The organism is Trinickia dabaoshanensis, from assembly GCF_002879885.1.
Lineage (GTDB): Bacteria > Pseudomonadota > Gammaproteobacteria > Burkholderiales > Burkholderiaceae > Trinickia > Trinickia dabaoshanensis.
On sequence record NZ_PNYA01000012.1, the window covers coordinates 52,350 to 77,051 of the forward strand.

The following is a 24,702-nucleotide window of genomic DNA, read 5'->3' on the forward strand; positions in this document are numbered from 1 at the left end:
CGCTCGAGGGCCGCCGCCCGGACCGTTCGGATGCCGTTACGGTCATTTACAGCCTGTGCCCCGACGCAACGTTTACAATAGCCCGGATCGAACTCCTGGCGGGCGCACCCGCCATGCTGCTACGGATTCATGGCCAAAGCTCCTTATACGGCGCCTGCGCAAGCGTTACCGCATCGCATGTCGCGCCTTTTCACCGAAATCCGTTGGATCTTGCAGGTCGCGCTTTGCGTGTTCCTCGTGATGGCGCTCGTCAGTTACAGCCGCCACGATCCAAGCTGGACGCACGCGGCCCAAGTCGATCGCATCTCGAACTGGGCCGGGCGCGTCGGCGCCTGGACATCCGACATCCTCTTGCTGCTGTTCGGGCTGTCCACCTACTGGTGGGTCGTCCTGCTCGTGCGCCGTATCAGCGGGAACTATCGGCGCTTGAGCCGTCACGGCGAGGCCGAGGACGATGCGCCGCGCGACGGCGCCTGGATTGCCGACGCCTTCGCGTTCGTGCTCGTGCTGCTTGCGAGCGACGGCATCGAAGCGCTGCGTATGTGGTCGCTGCGTTTGCCGCTGCCGCGCGCGCCGGGCGGTATCGTCGGCGATGCCGTCGCGCGCGGCGTCTCCCATGCGCTCGGGTTCACGGGCGGTACGCTCGCACTGCTGATCGCGCTTGGAATCGGTCTGTCGCTCTATTTCCGCTTCTCGTGGCTGTCGGTGGCCGAACGGGTGGGCGATTCGATCATTTCGGCCGTAACGTTCGCGAAATTGCGCCGCGAGGCCGGGCGCGACCGCAAGCTGGGCGAGGCGGCCGCCGTCAAGCGCGAGGGCAAGGTCGAGCAAAGCCGCGTGCGGCTGGAGGAGCACGAGCCGGTTACGATCGTGCCGCCGCTCGCCACCCCGCCGAAGTCCGAGCGCGTCGAAAAGGAAAAGCAAGTCCCGCTGTTCGCCGACCTGCCCGGCGATTCCACGTTGCCGCCCATCGCGTTGCTCGATCCCGCGCCGGCCGCGCAAGAAACGATCTCGGCCGATACGCTCGAATTCACTTCACGGCTGATCGAGAAGAAGCTCAAGGATTTCGGCGTCGACGTCAGCGTGGTCGCCGCGTATCCGGGCCCGGTCGTCACGCGCTACGAGATCGAACCGGCCACGGGCGTGAAGGGCAGTCAAATCGTCAATCTGGCCAAAGACCTCGCGCGGTCGCTGTCGCTCGTGTCGATTCGGGTCGTGGAGACGATTCCGGGCAAGAACTACATGGCGCTCGAGCTGCCGAATCAGCGGCGCCAGACGGTGCGTCTATCGGAAATCCTCGGCTCCGAGGTGTACGCCGCCGCCTCCTCGAAGCTGACGATGGGTCTCGGTAAAGACATCGGCGGCAATCCCGTTTGCGCCGATCTGGCGAAGATGCCTCACTTGCTCGTGGCCGGTACCACGGGTTCGGGCAAGTCGGTGGGGATCAACGCGATGATCCTCTCGCTGCTGTACAAGGCAAGCGCCGAAGACGTGCGCATGATCCTGATCGATCCGAAGATGCTCGAAATGAGCGTGTACGAGGGGATTCCGCATCTGCTGTGTCCGGTCGTGACCGATATGCGGCAGGCCGGGCACGCGCTCAATTGGGCCGTGGCCGAAATGGAGCGCCGCTACAAGCTCATGAGCAAGCTCGGCGTGCGCAACCTGGCCGGCTACAACAACAAGATCGACGATGCGGCCAAGCGCGAGGAGAAACTGCCCAATCCGTTCAGCCTGACGCCCGAGGCGCCCGAGCCGTTGACGCGGTTGCCGCACGTCGTCGTCGTCATCGACGAACTGGCCGACCTGATGATGGTCGTCGGCAAGAAGGTGGAAGAGCTGATCGCGCGGATCGCACAGAAGGCGCGTGCGGCCGGGATTCATTTGATCTTGGCCACGCAGCGACCGTCGGTGGACGTCATCACGGGGCTCATCAAGGCGAACGTGCCGACGCGTATGGCGTTCCAGGTGTCCTCGCGGATCGATTCGCGCACGATCCTCGACCAACAAGGCGCCGAGTCGCTGCTCGGCATGGGCGATATGCTTTATCTGCCGCCGGGCTCGGGGCTTCCCGTGCGCGTGCACGGTGCGTTCGTCTCGGACGAAGAAGTGCATCGCGTCGTCGAAAAGCTCAAGGAGCAGGGCGAGCCGAATTACGTCGAAGGCTTGTTGGAAGGCGGCCTCGCGGGCGAGGGCGACGAAGGTTCGGCGGCGGCCGGGGGGCAAGCGGCGGGCGAAGCCGATCCGCTTTACGACCAGGCCGTCGAAGTCGTCGTCAAGAACCGGCGCGCTTCGATCTCGCTTGTTCAGCGCCATCTGCGCATCGGCTACAACCGGGCCGCGCGGCTGCTCGAGCAAATGGAGCAATCGGGGCTCGTCTCGGCGATGTCGTCGAACGGCAATCGCGAGATTCTCGTTCCGTCGCGCGAGAGCGATTGACCGCACGCGGCCGAGCCGCAGGAACCGCCTTCGACGCGCACAGTTTCCGATTAGTTACGGAGAGTCATCTTGAATTCGAAGCAGTACACGATCCAATCTCGCGTTCGTTCCTCGCTCGTTCGCGCTCTGGGCGCGACGGCGCTCGGCGCGGCATTGCTGCTGCCGGCGAGTGCCGCATTCGCGAGCGGCACCGAGCAGTTGAAGGCGTTCGTCGCCCAGGTGAAATCGGCACGCGGCGATTTCGTTCAACGCGAAGTGAAGGCGCCGCCGAAGAACGTGCCGGCGAGCGGTTCGGTGGTGCCGACCATTAGCGGCACGTCGAGCGGCACGTTCGTGTTCGCGCGCCCGGGCAAGTTCATCTGGACGTACGACAAGCCGTACACGCAAGTGTTGCAGGCCGACGGCGATAACCTTTACGTCTACGACAAGGACCTGAACCAAGTCACGATTCGTAAGCTTGGCGGTGCGCTCGGCGCGAGCCCGGCCGCGATTTTGTTCGGCAGCAACGATGTCGATAAGAACTTCACGCTGCGCGACGCGGGCGTGAAGGGTGGCATCGATTGGCTCGAATTGACGCCGAAGGCACGCGACACGCAGTTTCAAAGCGTGGGCATCGGTTTTCGCGACGGCAACCTCGAAGCGATGGAGCTGCACGACGTGTTCGGCAACGTGACGCTGCTCACGTTCTCGAACATTCAAAAGAATCCCCCTTTGAAGCCGGGCTCATTCAAGTTCACGGTGCCCAAGGGCGCCGATGTGATCAACGGTTGAGCGTCGCGTGTGGCGCGGGATTCGATATCGGCTTTGCTCAACGCGGTATGAAACATGTCAGATCTGTTTTCGGTAGAGCCTAGCGCGCCGCTGGCCGAAGCGCTGCGGCCCAAGACGTTGGACGAGGTCATCGGTCAGTCGCACCTGCTGGGCCCGCGCAAGCCGCTGCGTTTGGCCTTCGAGTCGGGCAAGCCGCATTCGATGATCCTGTGGGGGCCGCCCGGCGTCGGCAAGACGACGCTTGCCCGGCTGACGGCGACGGCGTTCAAGTGCGAATTTATCGCGTTGTCGGCGGTGTTTTCGGGCGTCAAGGACATCCGGGCCGCGATGGAGCAGGCCGAGCAGAGCCTGGCGATGGGCAAGCATACGATCTTGTTCGTCGATGAAATTCATCGATTCAACAAGGCGCAGCAAGACGCGTTGCTGCCGTACGCCGAGTCGGGCCTCGTCACCTTTATCGGAGCGACGACGGAAAACCCGTCGTTCGAGGTCAACTCGGCGTTGCTATCCCGTGCTCAGGTCTACGTGCTCAAATCGCTGACCGAGGACGAACTGAAGCTACTCGTCGCGAGGGCCCGCGAGAAGGTGTTGTCGCATTTGCGGATCGATGAGGCCGCCACCGACACGTTGGTCGGTTATGCCGACGGCGATGCGCGCCGCATGCTCAACTTGCTCGAGCAGACGAGCGCGGCCGCTCGCGCGTCTGGTACCGACCACGTCACCGCGGAGTTCATCCGCGAAGCGCTGACGTTGAACGCGCGCCGGTTCGATAAAGGCGGCGACAACTTCTACGATCAGATTTCGGCCCTGCACAAATCGGTGCGCGGGTCGCACCCTGACGCGGCGCTCTACTGGCTCACGCGGATGCTCGACGGCGGCGCCGATGCGCGTTACCTCGCGCGCCGTATCGTGCGAATGGCGTGGGAAGACATCGGGCTCGCCGATCCTCGAGCGATGCAACTGGCGAACGACGCAGCCGCCACCTATGAGCGCTTGGGTTCGCCCGAGGGCGAATTGGCGCTGGGGCAGGCGGTGATCTATTTGGCGATCGCGCCTAAGAGCAACGCTGGTTACAACGCCTACAATCAGGCAACGGCATTCGTTAGGCAGGACAAGTCGCGCGAGGTGCCGGTTCATCTGCGAAACGCGCCGACCAAGCTCATGAAGGAATTGGGCTACGGGCATGAATACCGATACGCGCACGACGAACCGCACGCATACGCCGCGGGAGAAACTTACCTGCCCGACGGCATGCGTGAGCCGAACTGGTATCAGCCGGTGCCGCGCGGGCTCGAAATCAAAATCGCCGAAAAGCTGGCGTTTTTGCGGAAGCTGGACGAGCAAGCGGACGAATAGGCGGCTTCAGACGGCATCGCGTTACGTGAACGGCGCGCATCGATTGGTGCTGTCTCTTTGTTGAACGCCGAACGCGGCGACGCGCTTGCGTGCGCTAAAATCGGCGTTTTCATTCCACGAAAGTTCGCTTCCATGCTCGACATCCAGTTGCTGCGCAAAGATCCCGACGGCGTTGCCAAGCGCCTCGCCGCTCGCGGCTACACGCTCGATGTGGCCGCGTTTTCGGCGCTCGAAGCCGAACGCCGCGCCATCCAAACCCGCACCGAGGAATTGCAGTCGCGGCGCAACAGCTTGTCGAAGCAGATCGGCGCGATGAAGGGCAAGGGCGAGGACACCACGGCGTTGATGGCGGAAGTGGGCGGTATCGGCGACGAGATGAAGGCGTCGGCCGCACAGCTCGAAGACGTACAGGCGCGCATCTCGAATCTGATGCTCGACATGCCGAACCTGCCGCATGAAAGCGTGCCGGCGGGCGCCGACGAAAAGGACAACGTCGAAGTGCGTCGCTGGGGCACGCCGCGCCAGTTCGATTTCGAGGTGAAGGATCACGTCGACGTCGGTGCGGCCCTCGGGCTCGACTTCGAAACGGGCGCGAAACTCTCGGGGGCGCGCTTCACGATGCTGCGCGGTGGGATGGCGCGGCTGCATCGCGCGCTCGCGCAATTCATGCTCGACACGCATACGCAGCAACACGGCTATACGGAAGTGTATTCGCCGTACATCGTCAATCCGGAAGTCTTGTACGGCACGGGCCAGTTGCCCAAGTTCGCCGACGATATGTTCCGTGTGGAGAAGGGCGGCGGCGAGAACGTCGTCACGCAGTATCTGATCTCGACGTCCGAGATCACGTTGACGAACACGGTGCGCGACAGCATCCTCGAGGGCGCCGCGTTGCCGATCATGTTGACGGCGCATTCGCCGTGCTTCCGTTCCGAGGCGGGAGCGTACGGCCGCGATACGCGCGGGATGATCCGCCAGCATCAGTTCGACAAGGTCGAGATGGTGCAAATCGTGGCACCTGAGACGTCGTACGAAGCGCTCGAGCAGATGGTCGGGCATGCCGAGACGATCCTGCAAAAGCTGGAATTGCCGTACCGAGTCGTGGCCCTGTGCACGGGCGATATGGGATTCACTGCCGCGAAGACATACGACCTCGAAGTGTGGCTACCGGCGCAGAACACGTATCGCGAGATTTCGAGCTGCTCGAATACCGAGTCGTTCCAGGCGCGCCGCATGCAAGCGCGATATCGCAACGCGCAGGGCAAGCCCGAACTCGTGCATACGCTGAACGGTTCCGGTCTCGCGGTGGGCCGCACGCTCGTGGCCGTGCTCGAGAACTTCCAAAACGCCGATGGTTCGGTGACGGTGCCGGCGGCGCTGCGTCCGTACCTGGGCGGTGTGGAGCGGCTCGAACCGGCGGCGAACTGATCGCCCGCGCGACATCCAACTTTTTGCGAAAAAGGGCTTGGAATGTCGCGATAGCTGTTCTATAATCTTCGCTTCGCCAAACAACGACCGGTTTGGTGGAGCGAACAGGGAAACCTAGTTCGAGAAGTCGGAAAGGTGGCAGAGTGGTCGAATGCGCCGGACTCGAAATCCGGTGTACGGTTATACCGTACCGTGGGTTCGAATCCCACCCTTTCCGCCAGAATTTTGAAAAGCCCCGCACAGTCAATGACTGGCGGGGCTTTTCCTATTTCAGTCCATGGCTGCGTCTATCAGATTGTCCCTTACTTAAGCGCTCACCATCACGACGTCTCGAGCCGGCCGACCTCGTCTAGAACTCGGTGCGAGTAGCGAGCATTCTGGGATGAATGCAGTCCACTTTCGCCTTCGCCAGCGCAGCACATCGACGGTATCACGGGCTTAAAACACCGGTCGGTCATGACACTCCTGGCGAGAGCGCCGCAGTCGATTGATCATCAGTCCCAGTAATCATAGCGGCACCGTCTTATGGCGGTTAGGGGTGCAACGGCATTATTTTGAGGAACTGGTGCCATTGATTGGAAATAATTGCCTTGCATTTTAAATGTGTCGGCAATGTTTGCTTGCCAAGTTTTCGACCAGTCCTAACAATGCTCTGCGGCACTTGGATTTGAAGAAAATCTATGTAGAATCGCGCGACTCTGTATGCCGGCTGCTTTGTCAGGCTTGCCAATGAATACGAACTTGTCTGTCCATGATATTCGAAAGATCGCCACGGGGACGCAGCACAATCGGTTGTTGACGTGGTCATTTCCAGGGGGCAATGCCCCGTACGAGATCCTGTTGGTGAATCGCCTCGAAGGCGACGAATCCTTTCGCGCGATTTCCGACTGCCGGCATCGTGCACTGGCCTAGCCATGCGGTGACTATCCGAATGACGATCAAGCACAGGTCCGGATTGGCCCTGCGAGCCGGACCGTCGTAAGCAGGCTGACGCGTGTCTCGTTAATCCAGCCGCGGCTTTTGCCGTTCGACGAGACGTGTCATGAGAAGCGACGGACGTAGTCAAACATCATTTATCACCGGATTCAACTTGAATACACAAGCGCGCCCCCTCTCTTTACCTGCGACAGCAGCCGTTATCGCAGCGGTTGTCGCCATTGCATCATTTCTACCTGGCCTCTATTTCCTGGTGAAAGAATCTTCGCTGTCCCGGGAGGTACTGGCGGTGGATATGGGCAATCTTATCGGTGGCCTGGTATTTCGAACCGGTCTGGTTTTCCTGATTGTTCAATGGCATGGAGAGCAGCGAGGTCAGCTTGCGTTTCGCCGCCCCGGGTTGCTACTGGCGATCTATGCGTCATGCTTGCTGGCTTGGCAGATCGCGCGGATATTCCTGTTTCAAGCGCTGATGCGAACGTTGAACGATGGTGGGGAGAGTCTGAACCTCATCGTGACGATCATGGCCCCGCTGGATACAGTCCTATATTCGCTTGTCGCTTGGCTGGCGTGGTCGTTCATTACACGCATGCTGCGCGAAGACGCCTTACCTCTGGCGGTGCACCATAACGCACGGCGGCGCATTGCGGGTCTCGCGGCTTGGCTGTTTGCTAGCGTACTACTGTTCCTCATGACGCAAACCATGCACATTTTGCTGGCGTTCTTCGACGACGATCTCAAGCTCGTCATGATGAGCTACATTGGCGCGGTTGCCATTCCGACCGCCTTAGTCTTCGCGGGAACAGTGCTTGGCCTGCCTCGTGATGTCAGTCGACTGCACGGCTGGCGTTTACTGGGGGCGTCGCTTGTGGCAGTGGTGTTTGTTTCGCTACTGACTTTTGTGTCCTTGGAGGTACTGGCGGGCATCCTGCTTCGCAGGGCTAGTTTGGCGTCCGCAATACTGACGGTTGTCGTCCTCGTCGGAATTGTCGTGGCTTACCGGATGTCGTTCCGCGCGTTCTACGATGCTGTGCGCAGGCCGATCGCTGAAACATCCCAAGAAATGCAATCGTCATGACAGAGGAAAACGGCCGAGGGGCGATCGGCCTTCACGACAAGACCACGCATGGCGGCGAAGTTATCACGGTGTGAGACGAGATCAAGGCGATGGGCGTGCCTGTCGCCGGCGTTGCGAAGGAGGTTTGCAAATTTCTTTGGTCTCTCACCGATTTGCGATAATCGCCTCCGCGCCGCCGAAACCAGCCTCCGTTCTCGAGCGGCCCTCACCCCGAGACGCTATGGCCAACGACCGCTTGCACATCTCGAGCGACAAGCGCGCGCTCGACATCGACATGATCCACGCGTTCCTGCGCGATCAAGCCTATTGGTCGAAGGGCATCCCCCGAGAAACGCTCGAGCGCGCGATCGAAGGATCGGTTTGCTTCGGCGGCTATGTCGAGAATCGGCAAGTGGCTTTCGCTAGGCTAGTGACCGACATGGCCACCTTCGCCTACCTGTGTGACGTCTTCGTGCTGCCTGAATACCGCGGCCATGGATACGGGCGTGCGTTGGTAAGCCACATCTTCGAATCCGACTTACTCAAAGGCCTGCGTCGAATCTTGCTGGTCACGAGCGATGCCCACGAACTGTATCGCCCGGTCGGTTTTCAATCGATCGGTAGCCCGGAAAAGTTCATGGAGATCGCGCGGCCCGGCATCTACGCCGCTTAACGTGAAGCCGCCCCCGGATGCTGAGGACCCCAAAGTATCCTCCGGGCGGCGGGCGATTTTTGTGCTCCGCACAATATCCGACGGTGGACGGGCGATTCATCTCCCGTTTAAATACAAGGTTTGACTCGCCCGCCGGTTCGGACGAAGCTACGCGTTAGCCACCCATCCGCGACAATCGGAGCCTCATGAGTTCATCGCTGACTGTTCGCCGTATAGCCGCTGATCAGGGCGCAATGTTTCGCGAGTTGCGTGTCGCTTCTTTGCGCGATGCGCCCGATGCCTTTGCCGAAACGCTCGAAGAAGCGCTCGCGGAGCAGGCCGAGACATTCGACGCGGCGGCGGCGCGCTACGCCAGCTCCGAAAGCTCGGCCACGTTCATCCTCTATACCGAGGGCCATCCCGCGGGCCTCATCGGCGCTTACTTCGACGAGACCGCCGAACGCAAGGCCTTCGTCTGCGCGCTGTGGGTCGCGCCGGCGGTACGGCACCTGCGCGGCGGCGAATTGCTCGTGAACACCGCCACCGCCTGGCTGGCACAGCGCGGCGCGACCGAAATCTACGCCTGGGTGGCCGATGCCAATCGCACCGCGATGCGCTTTTACGAAGCGCTCGGCTACGGACCCACGGGCGAACATCAACCCGTCGCGCGTGCGCCTAAGGAATGGCAGACGTTGCTCGTGCGCAGCGTCAAGCCCGAGCAAATCGGCCCCCGATAAATCCTCATCGCATTCGATCGACGATGCATGCGTCCATGCGACGCATGCATCGCGCATAGCCATGCCAACGCGAAATTTCTGGCCCGTGGCGTGGACCCCTGTAAAATACGCAAAATTTTTTGCCGTAACGCCCCATGTCGCTGAACAAAACGCCTTTCTTCGAACTTCGCAGCGGCACCGTCGACGCGCTTCAGTTCGTCGTGAAGACCACCGACCTCGACGCGCTCAAAAATGAGCTGACGCGCCGTTTCGAGGCGACCCCCGAGTTCTTCTCGGGCGAGGTGGTCACGATCGACGTACGCCGCCTCGGCGAAAGCGAGCGCGCATCGATTGCCGATATCGCCGGGCTGCTCGACAGCGTCCGCATGCGGCCGATCGGCGTCGTCGCGGCCGAGGCGCAGCGTGAATGGGCCAGCGCGGGCGGTTTGCCGCTCGTGGAGGCGCGCGACCGGCGAGCCTCGGCGGGAAAAGCAGAGCACTCGCCGAGTACGGGGGAGGCGGCGGCCGCCCAACCCGTGGCATCGGCACAGACACCGGCCGCCGCGCCGCAGACGCTCATCGTCGACAAGCCACTGCGCTCGGGGCAGCAGGTCTATGCGAAGGGCGACCTCGTCGTGCTGGGGCTCGTCAGTTACGGCGCGGAAGTCATCGCCGAAGGCAATATCCATATTTATGCCCCGCTGCGCGGCCGCGCGTTGGCGGGTGTGCACGGCAATCACGATGCGCGAATCTTTTGCACGTGCCTCGAGCCGGAACTGATTTCGATCGCCGGCATCTATCGCACCACGGAGAATCCGTTGCCGGCCGATGTCGTGGGCAAGTCGGTGCAGATCCGGCTGTCCGACGAGAAACTGATGATCGAACCGCTGCGGCTGACGTGAGCCGAGCCGCGCGACGACGCGCCAAAGCGTGTCGATTCAATGGACGAATTTGACGAATACAGGGTAAGGGGAAATGGCGAAAATCGTTGTAGTGACTTCGGGCAAGGGCGGCGTGGGCAAAACCACCACGAGCGCGAGCTTCGCGTCGGGCCTCGCGTTGCGTGGCAATAAAACGGCCGTGATCGACTTCGACGTCGGCCTGCGTAATCTCGACCTGATCATGGGTTGCGAGCGCCGTGTCGTCTACGATTTCATCAACGTGATTCAAGGCGAAGCGAACTTGAATCAGGCGCTGATCAAGGACAAGAAGTGCGAAAACCTGTTCATCCTGCCGGCGTCGCAAACGCGCGATAAAGACGCGCTCACGCTCGAGGGCGTCGAGAAGGTCGTGAACGATTTGGCCGGCATGGGCTTCGACTATATCGTCTGCGATTCGCCGGCCGGCATCGAGTCGGGCGCGCTGCTCGCGATGCACTTCGCCGACGAAGCACTCGTCGTGACGAATCCCGAAGTGTCGTCCGTGCGCGATTCCGATCGCATCCTCGGCATCCTGTCGTCGAAGACGAAACGCGCGATCGAGGGCAAGGATCCCGTGAAGGAGCACCTGCTCATTACGCGTTACAACCCGAAGCGCGTCAGCGAAGGCGAAATGCTGTCGCTGTCGGACATTCAAGAAATCCTGCGGATCGACTTGATCGGCGTCGTGCCCGAATCGGAAGCGGTGCTGCACGCGTCGAACCAAGGCCTGCCCGCCGTCCACATGGATGGCACCGACGTGGCCGAGGCCTACAAGGACGTCGTCGCGCGCTTTCTCGGCGAGGACAAGGAATTGCGCTTTACCGATTACCAGAAGCCGGGCTTGCTGCAACGCCTCTTCGGCACTCGCTAAGGAGGGCGCCCGTTATGTCGATTCTGTCGTTCTTGCTCGGCGAGAAGAAGAAGTCCGCGGCGGTCGCGAAAGAACGCCTGCAGCTCATCATCGCGCACGAGCGCGCCGGTGGCCATCCGCCCGCCGATTACTTGCCCGCGTTGCAGCGGGAACTCGTCGCCGTGATTTCGAAGTATGTGAAGATTTCCGACGACGATATCCGCGTTAGCCTCGAGCGCCAAGACGATCTCGAGGTGCTCGAGGTCAAGATCGAAATCCCCCAAGCCTAACAAGGCATCGCTGGCCACGCGGCCAGCGCACGAATCGAGGCGCGGCGTGCTGGAAGGCGCCGCGCCTTTGTTTTTGTCCGCCTGCCCGCGCTTCACTCGTTTACCGGTCTGTTAAATCTGTGGCGGCGTGTTGCCGCCGAAACCATCCCCGCGCCGCCCGGCAATAACGACGCCATCGCACATCGCATTCGTTGTAATAATGACCGCGCCGTGCTTACAAATTGCAACGCGAGGCGGCTCTGTCCTGCTGTTCAATCGCATTCATTCGACATAGCCGTCGAATCCACGAATAGCGACGAAAGGAGAAGGACATGAAACGCTCGAAAGGACTCTGGATCGCTGGCGCGCTCGTTGCGTTGCTGCTGAGCGGATGCGTGATCGCCCCCGCGCCTGGGTACTATGGCTATTACGGCGGGTACCACCACGGTTGGTATTACGAGCGCTGAGCGGATGCGCAGCGCCGCGCGGGGGCAGCCGTCAGGCCAGCAGCGTTTCGAGGGCAATGACGGTGGCGAATGCCGCGGCGTTCGCGAGCAACGCTTCCATGACGATGGCGAGCCATGTCTTCGGCCGGAAACGTATCGCGAGCAGTAATGCCAGCAGCAAGGCGAGCGCGAGGATGGCCACGATATCGGCGTTATCGATGCGAATGTTCATCGTCGTTCCCCTGTGCGAACGGTGCGAAACATGACGCGAAATAGTGCGTCGAGCCCAGTATAGACAGGCGGTTTGCCCGGGCAAGCCCGGAAAAATCCCGATGCTCGCATCGCTCGTATAAAAGGGTGAACCCCAATATGTAATAAACCCGTTCGGTCGAGGAATTTTTCTCGCTCGGGTAGCACCAAGGTCGATGGGCCGAAGAGAGCGGCCGGCGAGAAAGGGGTGCCTATCAATGAGTTCGTCCGCTGGACGGTCGATCGAAGTCGATTTGCTACGCGGTATGGCGTTGATCGCGATCGCCATCGATCATATTTCCGCGAGCATGCTGTCGCACGTGACGCTGCACAACTATGCGTATTGCGACGCTGCCGAGGTCTTCGTCTTTCTCGGCGGCTATGCCTCGGCGTCGGGCTACGCGAATATCTCGGCGCGCCGCGGCGAAGGGGCTGCGCGGCGCCGCTTCGTCAAGCGCGCCTGGGAGATCTACCGCGCGTACCTGCTGACAGCCGCGTTGATGCTGGGCTGCGGCGCCGTCTTGGCTCGGTTGCCGATCGCTCGACAACTCGTGGCGGAAACGGGCTGGCCCGATTTCGCGCATCGGCCGTTGCAAGGCCTCGCCGAAATCACGCTGCTGCGCCGGCAACCGTTTCTGTCCGCGGTCTTACCGATGTATTCGCTCTATGCGCTGAGCGTTTCGGTTGTCGTGCCATTCGCGAGGCGCATGCCGGTCGCGCTTTTTGCCGTCAGTCTCACCGTGTGGCTCGGTGCCCCATGGCTCGCCGCAAGGCTGCCCGGCGTGGCCGATTGGCCGTTCAATCCGTTCGCGTGGCAATTGTTGTTCATGCTGGGGTTGCTGTGCCGGCTGCATCCCGTTCCCACGCAAATGCAGACTTCCAACGTCGGGCGCGCGCTCACGGGCGCGGCCTTGGCTTTGGCGCTTGCGTTCACGTTCGTGAAGGTGTGTATCGATAGCCATCCGTCGCCCGGCTATATGAAGCAGAATTTGGCGAGCGTGCGTGTCGTCAGTTTTCTCGCGCTCGCTTGGCTGTGCGCGCAAGCGGCTCGAGCGGGGTGGCTGCGGAACTTGGCGGAGCGCCTGCCCGCGCTCGTCACGATCGGAAAACAGGGGCTCGTCTGCTTCGTCGGCGGCACCGTCGTATCGATCGTCGTCGACAGCACCCTGCATCTCGCGCGGGCCGACACGAACGTGTTGGCTCGATTGGTCGGCGATTTCGCCGCCATCGCGGCGCTATGGATGTTGGCTCGGATCGCGACGATGCGGCGAGATAGTGTGCCGAGCGTCGCGCCGGCGGCCCGGCTCGTGCGCGTGCAATCCGATGCACGGGCGGTGCGGGGCGGGCGCGAACCGTGAGGCGTCAGGTCAGCGTGGTGTCGCGCGTTTCGCGCATCGCGAGGACCGCGATGAGGCTGACCGTCGCCGCCACCGACACATAGCCGCCTACCCACGCCAAGCCCCCGCGCGCGGCGAGCATTTGCGCGATGTAGGGCGCGACCGAGGCGCCGAGGATGCCGCCCAAGTTGTACGAAACGCCCGCACCGGTATAGCGCACGGCGGTGGGAAACAACTCCGGCAGCAGCGCGCCCATCGGCGCGAACGTGACGCCCATCAAGAACAGCTCCAGCGTCAAGAACAGCGTGATCAGCACGGGCGAGCCGCTGCCGACGAGCGGCGCCATCGCAAAGCCCGATGCGATCGCCGCGATCGTGCCCGCGATCAGGACCGGACGCCGCCCGAAGCGATCGCTGGCCCACGCGGCAAGCGGGGTGGCGAGGGCCATGAACAAGACCGCGAAGCAGAGCATGCCGAGAAAGCTTTGCCGCGAGATATGCAGCGTCGATACGCCGTACGAGAGCGTAAACACCGTCGAGATGTAGAACAGCGTATAGCAGACGACCATGGCGAACGAGCCCGCGAGCGTCGCGCGGCTGTGATGCGCGAGCAGCGAAACCAGCGGCACGCGCACACGCTCGGCGCGCTCGATCGCGGCGCGGAACGCGGGTGTTTCGGCGATCTTCAGACGCACATACAGTCCGAGCGCCACCAAAACCGCGCTCGAAATGAAAGGCACGCGCCAGCCCCAGGAACGGAACTGCGCGTCCGATAACCCGAGCGCGAGCGCGAAGAACAAGCCGTTCGACGCGAGAAATCCGACCGACGGCCCCAGTTGCGGAAACATGCCGAACCAGCCGCGACGGCCCGCGGGCGCGTTCTCGGTGGCGAGCAGCGCGGCGCCCCCCCATTCGCCCCCGAGCCCGATGCCTTGCCCGAAGCGCAGAATGCACAGCAGCACGGGCGCCAGCGAGCCGAGGCTGTCGTAGCCGGGCAAGAAGCCGATCAGCGTCGTGGACAAGCCCATGACGAGCAGCGAGGCGACGAGTGTCGATTTGCGGCCGATGCGATCGCCGAAGTGCCCGAACAAAAACGAGCCGATGGGGCGCGCGATGAAGGCGATGCCGAATGTGACGAACGCGGACAGTGCCTGCGCCGTCGCCGAGCCGTGCGGAAAAAATACAGGGCCAATGACGAGCGCCGCGGCGGTGGCATAGACGTAGAAATCGTAAAACTCGATCGCCGTTCCGATGAAGCTGGCGAACAAAATGCGCGTGCGGCTCGATGCGTTCGCCGCGCCGGACTCGGAAGTCACGGCGGGCGATGACGTCGAAGCGGACATAGCGGGTCTCCGATAGTTGTAGTGGGCGCACCGCCGCGCGATCACGCAGACGGCTTCCCAGGGTGGGGCCGGGTGTAGCGGCACGAATGCGCGATCGTCTATCAAAGCACGAGCGATCGGCGCAAACGGCGGGAAAAAACGGAAATGCGATTCGACAAGCGAGGGCGCGCGAATGGCGCGGGCGAGGCGGCGTCGGGTTCATCGGCGTGCCACCGGGTAGGCGGCGCGCTGCAAACATGGCCGGAGGGTCCGGCTGCGCGGTGCGGGAAATTATAACGAGCGTGCGCAATAGGCGCCAACGCACGCCCGTAACGTACTTGCCTTCAATCGAACGTCAGCGCTTGCGGCGATGCGAGCTCGCGCAATTGGAATTTGCCGTCGTCGTTGAAGAGCCAGTCTTCCATCATCTCGACTTGGCCGAGACCGTTCAGCAGTTTAGCGGGCGGGGCCGGAAGCGGAGAGGCCCGGCGCAACGTGGCGAGCGCGGTCGCTTCGGCTTCGTCGTCGCCGTTCGTGCGATAGACCGAGGAGCGCACGAGCCTGCCGTCGCGGTCGACCGTAAAGGCCACGACGACGAGCGAACGCAGCATCGCTTGCGGCGCCCGCCGCTCGAGATACGACGGACTGCGCTCGGCGATCCGCTTGGCAACCGCGTCGCGGTATTGGTCCAGCGTCACGCTATTGACAGCCGCGGGCGGCGGCAGCGTGGCCGCAGCGGGACGCGTCGGTGGGGTGAACGTGCAAGCCGAAGCGACGAGCAATGCGGCGCATGCGGCCAAGCACGTCAGAGCGCGGGGATAGCGCACGAAATCGATTGTCATGGCGGCTCGCGAGATAACTTGCGCGCTGGATGGGATCGAGCGCGAGGCGGTGTCTCTTCAGCGTAGGCAATGCGCCGCCTCCTCGCATCCCGATTTTCATGACGATCGTGCGCGCGCCCACAGCAGGCAGCCTTGCGAGCACGGGCGCGTACCCATGTCTGCATCGGTTGCAGAAATACGCGCGAATCGCGTGGCTGCGGCAGGCGAGGCCGTCAATACACGATGAGCGATTCGGCCCAGGTGTGTGTGCCCATGTTCCCGGTGCCGCCGAGCATCCATGTGTAGTCGCCGTACCCCGCACCTTCGCCGGGCCACGGATTCATGAAGTAGAGCGCTTGGTTGCGCTTGTCATAACCGTCCACGACGATGAAATGGCCGCCGCCGTTCGGCCAGGTCCAAAGGACGACGATAGGCTCGCGCTGGTCGATGCTGCGCATAGCCAAGCCAAACGAGATCGCTCCGTCGTAGTAGCGCGAATCGCGCCGGCCGAGCGACCAGAGGATTCCGCTGATGCCGGTCGTGCCGGTGAGCGTATCCGGCGAGTTGGCGCTGTCGTTCCAATCGAACGGCGCGCTCGTGCAGGCATATCCGATCGAGTTCACCCAATTGGCGATCCCGCACTGGGTGCTCGATGCGCCGCGATACGAGAGGACCGCGCTGGCGTCGGCGGCCCAACACCATTCGCTATGCTGCTGAGTGACGTGCGGGACGTCGATTTGCTGAGCGATTGCGGGCACGAGCGGCTCGGCTGCGCCGATGACTAGACCGCCCGTAAGGCAGGCGGCGATGACGGTGTTCACGACAAATCTCCTGATCGGGCTTGCGCGTCAATGTCCGACTCGCGGATCGTGCATCGCGCGCCGCACGCTGTGTCGCAGCGCATCGTCGAGCTGAGCGTCCGTGAGGGCGGCGCCGGGCGCAGCGGCAGCGGCGGCGAGGGTGCGTGCGCTCATTAGCGGCACGTAGAGGGGTTCGCCGAGCTTGCCCTTCGCATCGGGACTGGCGGCCGGACGTACTTCGATGAAGTCCGCGACGGCTTGCCGGCTTCTGACGAAGCGCAGACGCGCCGTGGGTGCTTGCTGCTCGTAGCGCGCGGCGACTGACGCGATATCGCGGGCAAGCTCGCTCGCCCCGGCTTCGACCATTGTCCAAGCACCATTCACCGGTGCGACGGTAATGAGCCCGATGCCTTGGCCGTTTGCCATGACGACGAAGCGCCACACACCGCTGCCATACACGCTCTCGCCGACGGGTTTGCCGGAGAGCAACGGTTTCGGATCGACGAGATAGGTTTGGAAGCCTTCGCCGATTTTGGCCTGACGCAGCGTGCGATCGTCGGCGATTCCAAAAAGACGGCGAATGCCCCCGGCCCCGGATGCCGAGTCCGGCAAGCGCGCAACGAGCGTTGCCAAACCGGCGACGGCCGCGCGCCGTTGAGGGGATCCGCTTTGTAGGGCTAGAAGGCCGGCATCGGCAGCCGATGCGGACGCCGCATTCGAGCAGGTAGGAGAAAACGAGACGACACACACGACGGCTGCGGGCAAACTAAACCACGCCGCCGCCCATTGACGATTTTTCACAAAAACACTCCTCATGAGGCGTGCGCCGCGACTTCGAACGAACCGAACAGGTCGAATGCGGTCGTCTCATATACGGAGAAAAACACTTATCAACTCTTTTGTAAAGCCGTTAGTTATTCGGTAACCTTTTCTTGAATTCGTCATTCATTCGTTAATCGAGGGCTGTCGATAAATGATGCCAGCGCTGCATGATTCCATACGACGCCCTCACGCGGCGTATGCGCCTTTCGATTCGATCGATGAAGCGATGGCACGGTTGCGCGATGCCGCTGCGCTGACCGACTGGTTCGACGCGCTCGCGAGCGCGGGCCGTAGCGTGGGTTTCGATTACACCACGTTCGTGCTACTGCCCGGCGGTGGCCTGCACTGCGACGACGCGTTCGTCCGCAGCAACTGCGCGCCGGGCATGGTGCGCCTCTATCGAAACGGAAAAACGGCGAGGACGTGTCCGCTGCTTGGCTATGCCTGTGCGCACACGAGCGCCGTGCTCTGGAGCGAGGAGTGGTACGTCGCGCCCGGCGAGCGCGACCTATACCGGCAAGTGCGCGATGCGGGGCTGCGTTGGGGCGTGTTGTTGCCCGTGCACGGGCCGCGGTGCAAATCGGGGATGTTGAGTTTTTCCAGCGGCGCCGATACCGAGATCGCGCGGCGCGAGGCGATGGCGCAACTCGCGCTGCTCGGCTGGGTGCGCGATGCGGCGATCGAAACGGCACTGCCGCACGTCGAACGGTATTTTGCATCGATTCTGCCGAAATTCACGCCGAGAGAATCGGAAATCATGAAATGGTGGGTTTTTGGGAAAACAGCGTCTGAAATATCGCTTATTCTCGATTGCTCGCAATCGGCAATCAATTTTCATTTGGCGAATATTCGAACGAAATTAGGGGTGAATACGAGCCGTGCCGCGGGCGTGAAAGCGATCGAATTGGGGTTGCTCAAATAGCGGCCTATCGCTCGCCGGGTTGCCGCGGATCGAGCGCACGGCGTGGAGATCGCCGCCGAGGGGAGCGAGTGCGCGATGGGGATGCTCGGCGGCGTGGCTCGTTGGGCTACCGTGGGCTACTCGTCCACGAACGTCAGGTCGAGCGACGCGTTCGTTTGATCCGTAATCGAATACTTCAAAGAAGGCGTGCCGAACTTGAATTCGTCGGTGACGGATAGCAGGCCCGTTTCGCGGTCATGGCCGATCGTCGATTGATAGAAGCCCGCTTTGCCGCCGTCGAAGTCCTTGGCGTCGGCGAAGATGACGCCCATCAAATTCTCCTCGGGCGCTTGATCGCCATCGAGCCGGATGCCGAGATGGGCGTTCGTGCCGGTCGTGAGACAGCGCGTTTGCTGCGCGGCGCGGCCGTTGATGAAAAGCACCTGATCGTCCCAGTTCGGATCGTGGGCGATGCATACGGGAATGCTGCCGTGGTTCGTTACGCGTACGACGGGATCTGTCATGACATTGTCCTCGGGTGAACGACCGCCGCGTGCGCGCGACGTCGTTTGCTATCGGATGTCGGCGCGCCGGCCGTGGAAACGATGGAAACGACGCGGTACGGCATGGTCGCCCCGATCGCGCGCCGCACTGGCGCGGTCGCGAAGATTTAGGACTCAGTCGCCATCGTTTCCGGATTGCCTTACGTGCGCGATGCGCTTGGCGTGAGCGAGGGTTCTGACGATATCGCCGTAGACGCGTTGGCGCGTTTCGGGATCCGGCGCGCGTAAGGCGTACGACGGATGCCAAGTCGCCAGGATCGTGAGTCCGTTGTGGTGCGTCGTCTTATCGAAGTGCGCTTGTAGGCGGGCGTGGGCGTCTTCGAGCAGCGCCTTGAGCGCGGTCGCCCCCAGTGCGACGACGACGCTGGGCGAGACCTGCGCGAGTTCGCGCTCGAGCCAATAGCGGCAGGCATCGACTTCGCGTTGCGCCGGTGTCTTGTGCATGCGTCGCTTACCGCGCGGCTCCCACTTGAAGTGTTTGACTGCGTTCGTGACGAACACCGCGCGACGCGTGACGCCGGCTTCGCGCAACGCGTCGTCGAGCAGCCGTCCGGCGGGGCCGACGAACGGTTCACCGGCGCGGTCCTCGCTGTCGCCAGGCTGCTCGCCCACCATCATGATGGGCGCATGCGCTGGGCCGGCGCCTGGGACGCCTTGAGTTGCGTCGTGCCATAGCAGGCAGCGCCGACACGCGTCGAGCGTCTTTGGCTGTTGATCCGGATCTGTTTCGATGGAGGGGCTCGATCGGCGCCCGGGGCGATGTTCCGTGGTCATAGCGGGAAGCGGTTCTCCGAACCACGAGCAATGGCCATGCCGTCGCCGCGGCCGTCTGTCGAGCCGTCCGGATGGCTCGCTTCATCGGTCCTTCCGGGCATCGCGTATGCAGGCACGTAGGCAGCCGCCGACGAAGCGCGCGGGGCGGCCATCTCAACCCAGGAGGTGGGCGATGCTCAATTCCAAATACCGCCATGCGGTCGTTGCGGCCGGCTTGGCCGCGTTGATCGCGGCGGGTTGCTCCCTGCTTCAATCGAGCGCCGAAGTGACCCCGGTGGATCAGCAATTCATGTTGACGGCCGCGAGCGTGGGGACGGCCGAAGTCGATATGGCGGAGCTCGCGGAACACCAGGCGGGCGATCCGGCCGTGAAAGCCTATGGCCGGCGGCTCGCGCAGGAACACACGCGAATCAACGACGAGTTGACGCAATTGGCTGCACGCAAGCACGTCGAACTCATCAAGGCGATGGACCCGGCCAACCGCACGCTCTACGAGGAACTGACGCATTTGAACGGCAAGCTATTCGACCGCGAGTACTTGCTGGCGCAAATGAACATGCACCGGATGGGCAACGGCCTATACGAAAGCGAAGCGCAGGCGGGCGAAGACGCGGACGTAAAGGCGTTCGCCGCCAACAACAGTCCGGCGGGCGTCGAGCAGTTGAGGCTGGCGCAGTCGCTGCTCGGCGCGCAGGCGCGCGTGGGGCGCTAAAAGAGCTCCGGAGGCCGGCGATCGACGAGTTCGCGCGGCACCGTTTCAGCCAGCGTGAACTCGAGATGGGGAAGCGTCTCCAAGAGACCCTCGAATCTGGCGTCGGCTTCGCTCGTGAAGAGTCCGTCGAGGTAGTCATAGGTCAAGAGCGGCACGAGCGCTTGGAGGGCTGCGCGAGCGTCGCGTTGCGGACCGGAATCGAGCGCATCGACATCGAGCGCGATGCGGCAGGCGCCGTCGGGGTGACAACTGATTTCGCCGATGTCGATGACCTTGCCCGCGGCGTTTTGCGCGAGTACGCGATCGTCGGCTGCGAACAAGCGGAATGGCCGGTCGAATTGGGGGAGGGCAGCGTTGGACTCGGGCGCCATGTTCGTTTCTCCGAAGGTGATGCGATCGCGCGCGAGATCGTGAAAGGCGCGTGATCGGATTCGGTGAAGTGGCGCAACGATTGTGCCGGGGGAGATACTCAATGCGTGAAATGGAGTGGAAATGAGGAAGCTGACTGCGAGCGCGGGTAGCGCTCGGGATATGGGCCGGCGCTTTGCCGTCGCTTTCGAGCTGGCGGCGGCCGGCGAGAATTTCGAGGAACGGTACGTGACGGCGACACGGTTTCCGTCCCGCCGAGGTCGGGCGATGGTTGCGGTGGGTAGACAGCAAAGACGATTTCCAAGCGACTGTCGATCAAACGCAAGTCGATCAGCACATCGCCGATTTCACCGCGGGACGGAAGGCTTTGTTCGTTCTTGAGCCTTCGTGCGGTGTGGAGGTGACCGTGGTGTGTGACTCGATTTGGCTTAGCCTAGCGTCAGACGCTTGACCTCCGACGTGGCCCCGGGTTCAGCTAATTGAGACGGTTGTACCCACCAAACATCGTGGCGCACTCGCGCGCTGGGTTCGCGCGGGCCGTTGCCAGATACAAGGCTTGAAGTCATACGGGAATCCCGTATAATGCACGCATGCGTACCGTGATCGAAACCCCAACCTTCCAGAAACAAGCCGAGCGTATCTGGTCCGAGGTCGAGCGTCTCGAATTCATAAGCTGGATCGCTGCCAATCCTGACGGCGGGGACGTGATTCCGGGCGCCGATGGTGCTCGCAAGGTTCGCTGGAAGCGTGCCGGCACGGGCAAGTCGGGCGGCGCACGCGTGATTTACTTCAATCTGACCGATGAAGAAATCGTGTTGCTCGTTGCGGTCTACGCGAAGGCCGAGCGCGAGAATATGCTTCCTAAAGACATCCGAAAGGTGGTGTGATGAACATCGAGAAAATTGCAAAGGCCATTGAGGCCGATGCCGGTGAATCGCTGCCGGATCTTCGCCAGGCACTTGAAGAGGCTAAAGCGCGCGTCGGCCGCGTAACGACTCCCGAACAGATGCTCGTGCGCCAGGCGCGTGAAGCTGCCGGTATGACTCAGCCCGCGTTTGCCGAGCGGATCAGCACGCCGGTTGCCACTCTGCGCGACTGGGAGCAGGGACGCTTCGCGCCGTCGGGCGCGGTGTTGTGTCTCCTGCGTTTGATCCTCAAACATCCAGAACTGACGGTCGAGCTTGCCGCGTGAGAGCGACTTCATAAGAAGCAACGCGTTTGACCGATCAGCGACGTTCCTCTAGCAAAGGAACCTTCCGCCTGCCGCGGAAAACGGGGGTATTACCGGCGGAAAACTTTGCCAAAGGGAGGTTTGCGCAAAGCGAGCCGAATGATTTTGGACGATCCAAAGCAGGCCGCTTCTGGCGGAGGGCGTGGGATTCGAACCCACGAAGGCCGTAAAGCCTTGCCGGTTTTCAAGACCGGTGCATTCAACCGCTCTGCCAGCCCTCCGAGAGGCGCGATTGTAACCCGAAAACAATGCGGCGCCCGCATTCGAGCGCGCATCGCTTCGTCGATCAGTCGTCTCCGTCGTTCAAAAACAGCGCCTGCAGGTCGTTCAAAAAGCGCTGCCCGAGCGCCGTCGGCGCGATTTTTTCATACGTCCGCTCGATCAAACCTCGCCGCTCGGCCTCTTGCAAGGCCGGCTCGATCGACGTGATCTGAAGTCCCGTGCGTTCGATGAATCGATGCACCGGGAAGCCCTCCACGAGTCGCAGGGCGTTCAGCATGAATTCGAACGGAAGCTCTTGCGCCGACACCTCGTGCTCTTCTTGAACCGGCGTGCCCGCCCGTGCTTGCTCGATGAACGTCGCCGGGTGCTTGTAGCGAGCCTGCCGCACGATCCGATGCGCGAACGAAAGTTTCGTGTGCGCGCCGGCGCCGATACCGAGGTAATCGCCGAAGCGCCAATAGTTCAGATTGTGCTTGCACTGGTGATTCGGCTTCGCGTAAGCCGATACCTCATAGCGCCCGTAGCCCGCGGCCGCCGTGCGCTCGTGAATCCACTCATGCATGTCGGCGGACGCATCGTCGTCGGGCAGCGCCGGCGGGAACTTCGCGAACAGCGTATTGGGCTCGAGCGTGAGGTGGTAGAGCGACAAATGCGGCGGCGCGAAAGAAAGCGCCGTTTCGATATCGGCCCTGCATTCCTCCAACGTTTGCCGAGGCAGCGCGAACATCAGATCGAGGTTGAAGTTCTCGAAGTGGCGTGCGGCGATTTCCACGGCGCGGCGTGCGTCGTTCATGTCGTGGATGCGCCCCAGTGCCTTCAGATGCGCCTCGTTGAAACTCTGGATGCCGACCGAGAGACGATTCACGCCGCTCGCGCGAAACTGCGCGAACTTCTCGGCCTCGAACGTGCCGGGGTTGGCCTCCATCGTAATCTCGGCATCGGCATCGAGCGGCAGCAGCGCGCGCACGTCCGACAGCAAACGGTCCAGCCCCCGCGCCGACAACAAGCTCGGCGTGCCGCCGCCGATGAAGACCGTATGCACCTGCCGGCCCCAAACGAGCGGCAGCGCCTGTTCGAGATCGGCGCGCAGCGCATCGAGGTAGTCGTCTTCGGGGAAACGCTCGCCTTTCCATTCGTGCGAGTTGAAATCGCAATACGGACACTTGCGCACGCACCAGGGAAAGTGCACGTAGAGCGCTAGCGGCGGGAGCGAGGTGAGCCGGATCGCGCCAGGGGCGGTGAACGCCTGCACGACACCGGCACGCGTGCCGATCATCGTTCCTCCTTGAGCCGCGCCAACAAGGCGGCAAGCGCGATCGCGCGGTGGCTGCGGGCGTTTTTGACGGCGGGCTCGAGCTGCGCGGCCGTCGCGTTCAAATCGGGCAGATAGAAGTACGGATCGTAGCCGAAGCCGTTTTCGCCGCGCGGTGCATCCAAGAGCTCGCCGTGCCAGCGTCCTTCGGCGATCAGCGGTTCCGGATCGTCGGCATGGCGCACGAGCACGAGCACGCAGAAGTAGTAACCGCGCCGATCATGCTGCCCGCGCAACCGTTCGACGAGATACGCGTTGTTGGCGGCATCGCTCTTTTCTCCGCCGGCGCGTTGCGCGTAACGTGCCGAATACACCCCCGGCTCGCCGCCTAGCGCGCGCACGCATAGGCCCGAATCGTCGGCCAATGCGGGTAACCCGGTCAGGCGCGCCGCATGGCGTGCTTTCGCGAGTGCGTTCTCGACGAACGTAGCATGCGGCTCGTCGGCTTCCGGCACGCCGAGCTCGCCCTGCGCAATCAGGGCGATACCGGCCGCGCCGAGCAGGGCATCGAACTCGCGCAGCTTGCCCGCGTTGTTCGACGCGAGCACCACGCGCGCGAGCGGCGTGCCGGCGACTTCACTCATCGCGTACTCCCAAGGCGGTGCCCGCGGTTTCGTGCAATGCCGCCTTCTGTTTGGCAACGAGCGTGCCGATGCCTTGCTGCGCGAGATCGAGCAAGGCGTTCATTTCTTCGCGCGAGAAAGGGGCGCCTTCGGCCGTGCCTTGCACTTCGACGAAACCGCCGGCACCGGTCATGACGACGTTCATATCGGTGTCGCAGCGCGAGTCTTCGTCGTAGTCCAGATCGAGCACGGGCATGCCTTCGTAGATGCCGACGGAGATCGCGGCGACGTAGTCGGTGATCGGCGATTGCGTAATGCGGCCCGAGGCCAGCAGCTTCGAGACGGCATCGTGCGCAGCCACGAAGGCGCCCGTGATGCTGGCCGTGCGCGTGCCGCCGTCGGCTTGGATCACGTCGCAGTCGATGTGCAGCGTGCGCGGCCCGAGCCGTTCGAGGTCGAACACGGCGCGTAGCGCCCGCCCGATGAGACGCTGAATCTCCTGCGTGCGGCCGGTTTGCTTGCCGCGCGCCGCTTCGCGATCGCTGCGCGTGTGCGTCGCGCGCGGCAGCATGCCGTATTCGGCCGTCAGCCAGCCTTGGTTGCGTTCGCGCAAAAATTCGGGAACGCGCTCGGCCACGCTCGCGGTACAGATCACTTTGGTGTCGCCGAACTCGACGAGCACCGCACCTTCGGCATGCTTCGTGTAGTGGCGCGTGATGCGTACGTCGCGCAGTGCGTCGGCGGCGCGGCCGCTAGGGCGTTGAACGATATCGGGCATGGTGGGCATCGGAAGCGGCATCGGCCGCGTGAGAGGAAGGGAAACCGCAATTTTACCGCCCCGCACGCGTTGCATGTCGGCTGCCCC

27 protein-coding genes and 2 tRNA genes are annotated in these 24,702 nt (G+C 62.7%); 17 read left to right on the forward strand and 12 right to left on the reverse strand.

The annotated features are described in order from the left end of the window. Positions 1-129: 129 nt before the first annotated feature. The 12 genes from C0Z18_RS14590 to C0Z18_RS33775 all read left to right on the forward strand — a co-directional run bounded on the left by C0Z18_RS14590 (position 130) and on the right by C0Z18_RS33775 (position 11,861). Positions 130-2,439, forward strand: a complete 2,310-nt coding sequence (locus C0Z18_RS14590; protein WP_102646138.1) for a DNA translocase FtsK — start codon at positions 130-132, stop codon at positions 2,437-2,439. Between the two features lie 69 nt (positions 2,440-2,508). Further along, a complete protein-coding gene (gene lolA / locus C0Z18_RS14595; RefSeq protein WP_233217315.1) occupies positions 2,509-3,210 on the forward strand; it encodes an outer membrane lipoprotein chaperone LolA in 702 nt (233 codons plus the stop codon). A gap of 54 nt (positions 3,211-3,264) precedes the next feature. Next, positions 3,265-4,566 (forward strand): replication-associated recombination protein A, encoded by a 1,302-nt coding sequence (locus C0Z18_RS14600; RefSeq protein ID WP_102646140.1) that lies wholly within the window; start codon positions 3,265-3,267, stop codon positions 4,564-4,566. Positions 4,567-4,698: 132 nt separating this feature from the next. After that, on the forward strand, positions 4,699-5,994 hold the full coding sequence (gene serS / locus C0Z18_RS14605; RefSeq protein ID WP_102646259.1) for a serine--tRNA ligase: 1,296 nt from the start codon (positions 4,699-4,701) through the stop codon (positions 5,992-5,994). Between the two features lie 129 nt (positions 5,995-6,123). Then, a tRNA-Ser gene (locus tag C0Z18_RS14610) sits at positions 6,124-6,214 on the forward strand. A gap of 822 nt (positions 6,215-7,036) precedes the next feature. Then, positions 7,037-8,008, forward strand: coding sequence for a hypothetical protein (locus C0Z18_RS14620; protein WP_146014012.1), 972 nt, complete (start codon positions 7,037-7,039; stop codon positions 8,006-8,008). Positions 8,009-8,228: 220 nt separating this feature from the next. Further along, on the forward strand, positions 8,229-8,660 hold the full coding sequence (locus C0Z18_RS14630) for a GNAT family N-acetyltransferase (RefSeq protein ID WP_102646143.1): 432 nt from the start codon (positions 8,229-8,231) through the stop codon (positions 8,658-8,660). A gap of 185 nt (positions 8,661-8,845) precedes the next feature. Continuing rightward, positions 8,846-9,376: a GNAT family N-acetyltransferase gene (locus tag C0Z18_RS14635; RefSeq protein WP_102646144.1), complete on the forward strand. Its 531-nt coding sequence runs from the start codon at positions 8,846-8,848 to the stop codon at positions 9,374-9,376. A gap of 134 nt (positions 9,377-9,510) precedes the next feature. Next, positions 9,511-10,257, forward strand: a complete 747-nt coding sequence (gene minC, locus C0Z18_RS14640) for a septum site-determining protein MinC (protein ID WP_102646145.1) — start codon at positions 9,511-9,513, stop codon at positions 10,255-10,257. Positions 10,258-10,330: 73 nt separating this feature from the next. Further along, a complete protein-coding gene (gene minD, locus C0Z18_RS14645) occupies positions 10,331-11,146 on the forward strand; it encodes a septum site-determining protein MinD (RefSeq protein WP_102646146.1) in 816 nt (271 codons plus the stop codon). A 14-nt stretch (positions 11,147-11,160) separates the two neighbouring features. Then, positions 11,161-11,415, forward strand: coding sequence for a cell division topological specificity factor MinE (gene minE, locus C0Z18_RS14650; RefSeq protein WP_102608594.1), 255 nt, complete (start codon positions 11,161-11,163; stop codon positions 11,413-11,415). Positions 11,416-11,726: 311 nt separating this feature from the next. Continuing rightward, the gene (locus C0Z18_RS33775; RefSeq protein ID WP_269845313.1) at positions 11,727-11,861 is read left to right on the forward strand and encodes a hypothetical protein; all 135 of its coding nucleotides are present in this window, start codon (positions 11,727-11,729) and stop codon (positions 11,859-11,861) included. 31 nt (positions 11,862-11,892) lie between these two features. Here C0Z18_RS33775 and C0Z18_RS14655 read toward each other — a convergent pair whose 3' ends face one another. After that, positions 11,893-12,072 carry a hypothetical protein gene (locus tag C0Z18_RS14655; protein ID WP_102646147.1) on the reverse strand — a complete coding sequence of 60 codons (180 nt, stop codon included), beginning with the start codon at positions 12,070-12,072 and terminating at the stop codon, positions 11,893-11,895. 235 nt (positions 12,073-12,307) lie between these two features. On the opposite strand from C0Z18_RS14655, the gene C0Z18_RS14660 reads away from it, so the two are divergent. Continuing rightward, entirely contained in the window at positions 12,308-13,447 is a 1,140-nt protein-coding gene (locus C0Z18_RS14660; protein ID WP_102646148.1) for an OpgC domain-containing protein, read from the forward strand. Between the two features lie 4 nt (positions 13,448-13,451). Here C0Z18_RS14660 and C0Z18_RS14665 read toward each other — a convergent pair whose 3' ends face one another. The 4 genes from C0Z18_RS14665 to C0Z18_RS14680 form a co-directional block, all read right to left on the reverse strand. Then, positions 13,452-14,768 carry an MFS transporter gene (locus C0Z18_RS14665; RefSeq protein WP_102646149.1) on the reverse strand — a complete coding sequence of 439 codons (1,317 nt, stop codon included), beginning with the start codon at positions 14,766-14,768 and terminating at the stop codon, positions 13,452-13,454. Between the two features lie 323 nt (positions 14,769-15,091). Next, entirely contained in the window at positions 15,092-15,589 is a 498-nt protein-coding gene (locus tag C0Z18_RS14670) for an energy transducer TonB family protein (protein WP_102646150.1), read from the reverse strand. Positions 15,590-15,801: 212 nt separating this feature from the next. After that, positions 15,802-16,389 (reverse strand): C39 family peptidase, encoded by a 588-nt coding sequence (locus C0Z18_RS14675; RefSeq protein WP_158244238.1) that lies wholly within the window; start codon positions 16,387-16,389, stop codon positions 15,802-15,804. Positions 16,390-16,416: 27 nt separating this feature from the next. Beyond that, positions 16,417-17,169 carry a hypothetical protein gene (locus tag C0Z18_RS14680; protein WP_102646152.1) on the reverse strand — a complete coding sequence of 251 codons (753 nt, stop codon included), beginning with the start codon at positions 17,167-17,169 and terminating at the stop codon, positions 16,417-16,419. 247 nt (positions 17,170-17,416) lie between these two features. On the opposite strand from C0Z18_RS14680, the gene C0Z18_RS14685 reads away from it, so the two are divergent. Further along, positions 17,417-18,112, forward strand: coding sequence for a helix-turn-helix transcriptional regulator (locus C0Z18_RS14685; RefSeq protein WP_158244239.1), 696 nt, complete (start codon positions 17,417-17,419; stop codon positions 18,110-18,112). Positions 18,113-18,228: 116 nt separating this feature from the next. Here C0Z18_RS14685 and C0Z18_RS14690 read toward each other — a convergent pair whose 3' ends face one another. Together C0Z18_RS14690 and C0Z18_RS14695 are read right to left on the reverse strand one after the other, a co-directional pair. Then, positions 18,229-18,615, reverse strand: coding sequence for a hypothetical protein (locus tag C0Z18_RS14690; RefSeq protein ID WP_102646154.1), 387 nt, complete (start codon positions 18,613-18,615; stop codon positions 18,229-18,231). A gap of 153 nt (positions 18,616-18,768) precedes the next feature. Beyond that, positions 18,769-19,428, reverse strand: a complete 660-nt coding sequence (locus C0Z18_RS14695) for a UdgX family uracil-DNA binding protein (protein WP_102646260.1) — start codon at positions 19,426-19,428, stop codon at positions 18,769-18,771. A 172-nt stretch (positions 19,429-19,600) separates the two neighbouring features. On the opposite strand from C0Z18_RS14695, the gene C0Z18_RS14700 reads away from it, so the two are divergent. Then, entirely contained in the window at positions 19,601-20,140 is a 540-nt protein-coding gene (locus C0Z18_RS14700; protein WP_158244240.1) for a DUF4142 domain-containing protein, read from the forward strand. Here C0Z18_RS14700 and C0Z18_RS14705 read toward each other — a convergent pair. After that, positions 20,137-20,511, reverse strand: coding sequence for a hypothetical protein (locus tag C0Z18_RS14705; RefSeq protein WP_102646156.1), 375 nt, complete (start codon positions 20,509-20,511; stop codon positions 20,137-20,139). The genes C0Z18_RS14700 and C0Z18_RS14705 overlap by 4 nt on opposite strands. Positions 20,512-21,099: 588 nt before the next feature. Here C0Z18_RS14705 and C0Z18_RS14715 point away from each other — a divergent pair. Continuing rightward, complete coding sequence (locus tag C0Z18_RS14715) at positions 21,100-21,396, forward strand: DNA-binding protein (protein WP_102646157.1); 297 nt, start codon at positions 21,100-21,102, stop codon at positions 21,394-21,396. Further along, a complete protein-coding gene (locus C0Z18_RS14720; protein WP_102646158.1) occupies positions 21,396-21,701 on the forward strand; it encodes a helix-turn-helix domain-containing protein in 306 nt (101 codons plus the stop codon). The genes C0Z18_RS14715 and C0Z18_RS14720 overlap by 1 nt, the downstream gene beginning before the upstream one ends. A gap of 170 nt (positions 21,702-21,871) precedes the next feature. On the opposite strand, the gene C0Z18_RS14725 is transcribed toward C0Z18_RS14720, so the two are convergent. The 4 genes from C0Z18_RS14725 to rph all read right to left on the reverse strand — a co-directional run bounded on the left by C0Z18_RS14725 (position 21,872) and on the right by rph (position 24,615). Next, positions 21,872-21,961 (reverse strand) — tRNA-Ser (locus C0Z18_RS14725). A 65-nt stretch (positions 21,962-22,026) separates the two neighbouring features. Further along, positions 22,027-23,238 carry a radical SAM family heme chaperone HemW gene (gene hemW, locus C0Z18_RS14730; RefSeq protein WP_102646159.1) on the reverse strand — a complete coding sequence of 404 codons (1,212 nt, stop codon included), beginning with the start codon at positions 23,236-23,238 and terminating at the stop codon, positions 22,027-22,029. Beyond that, a complete protein-coding gene (gene rdgB, locus C0Z18_RS14735; protein ID WP_102646160.1) occupies positions 23,235-23,858 on the reverse strand; it encodes an RdgB/HAM1 family non-canonical purine NTP pyrophosphatase in 624 nt (207 codons plus the stop codon). The genes hemW and rdgB overlap by 4 nt, the downstream gene beginning before the upstream one ends. Then, complete coding sequence (gene rph / locus C0Z18_RS14740) at positions 23,851-24,615, reverse strand: ribonuclease PH (protein ID WP_102646261.1); 765 nt, start codon at positions 24,613-24,615, stop codon at positions 23,851-23,853. The genes rdgB and rph overlap by 8 nt, the downstream gene beginning before the upstream one ends. Positions 24,616-24,702: the final 87 nt, after the last annotated feature.